Origin of the sequence: Haloarcula sp. Atlit-120R, from assembly GCF_003665885.1 — an archaeon.
Classification (GTDB): domain Archaea; phylum Halobacteriota; class Halobacteria; order Halobacteriales; family Haloarculaceae; genus Haloarcula; species Haloarcula taiwanensis.
The window spans coordinates 1-447 of sequence record NZ_QPLN01000099.1; the positions used below are offsets into that span (position 1 = coordinate 1).

Sequence of the window (447 nt, forward strand, 5' to 3'; positions counted from 1 at the left end):
CCGGCCACCTCTACCGCCGGGCGGGCCTCGACATCGAGGCGCTTTCAGAGTTCGTCGACGAGTTCGTCGTCCCGCTCTACGATACGTACTACGGGACGACGTACTGGTTAGAGACTATCGCCAAGGGATTCATCTCGCTTCTCGACCCCTACGACGTGGCGTTCTCGCTCGAACTGTACGCCGTCAACGTCGATGTCGACGACCTCATTCACGCGGTCGAAGTCGCAGACGAGTACGCGGACGACGTACTCTTCGGCTACGACGCGAGCAACGCGGCGGCGACGCTCCGCCGGATGACCGCCGACGGGTCGCGCGGGAAGACCTACCACCCCGACGACGCGACCCGCTGAGGGCGGGGCTCACCGGCGCGGCGACCGGGCGATCGGGCGATTGGGCGGCCGCCTCCGAGCGATTTCAGAACGCGCCGGCGAGGTAGCCGATGACGAC

General features: G+C 66.7%; 1 pseudogene. It reads left to right on the plus strand.

Going from position 1 to position 447, the window contains the following annotated elements:
* Window positions 1–350: pseudogene (locus tag DVK01_RS21400) on the plus strand (hypothetical protein); the annotation flags it as partial.
* Window positions 351–447: the final 97 nt, after the last annotated feature.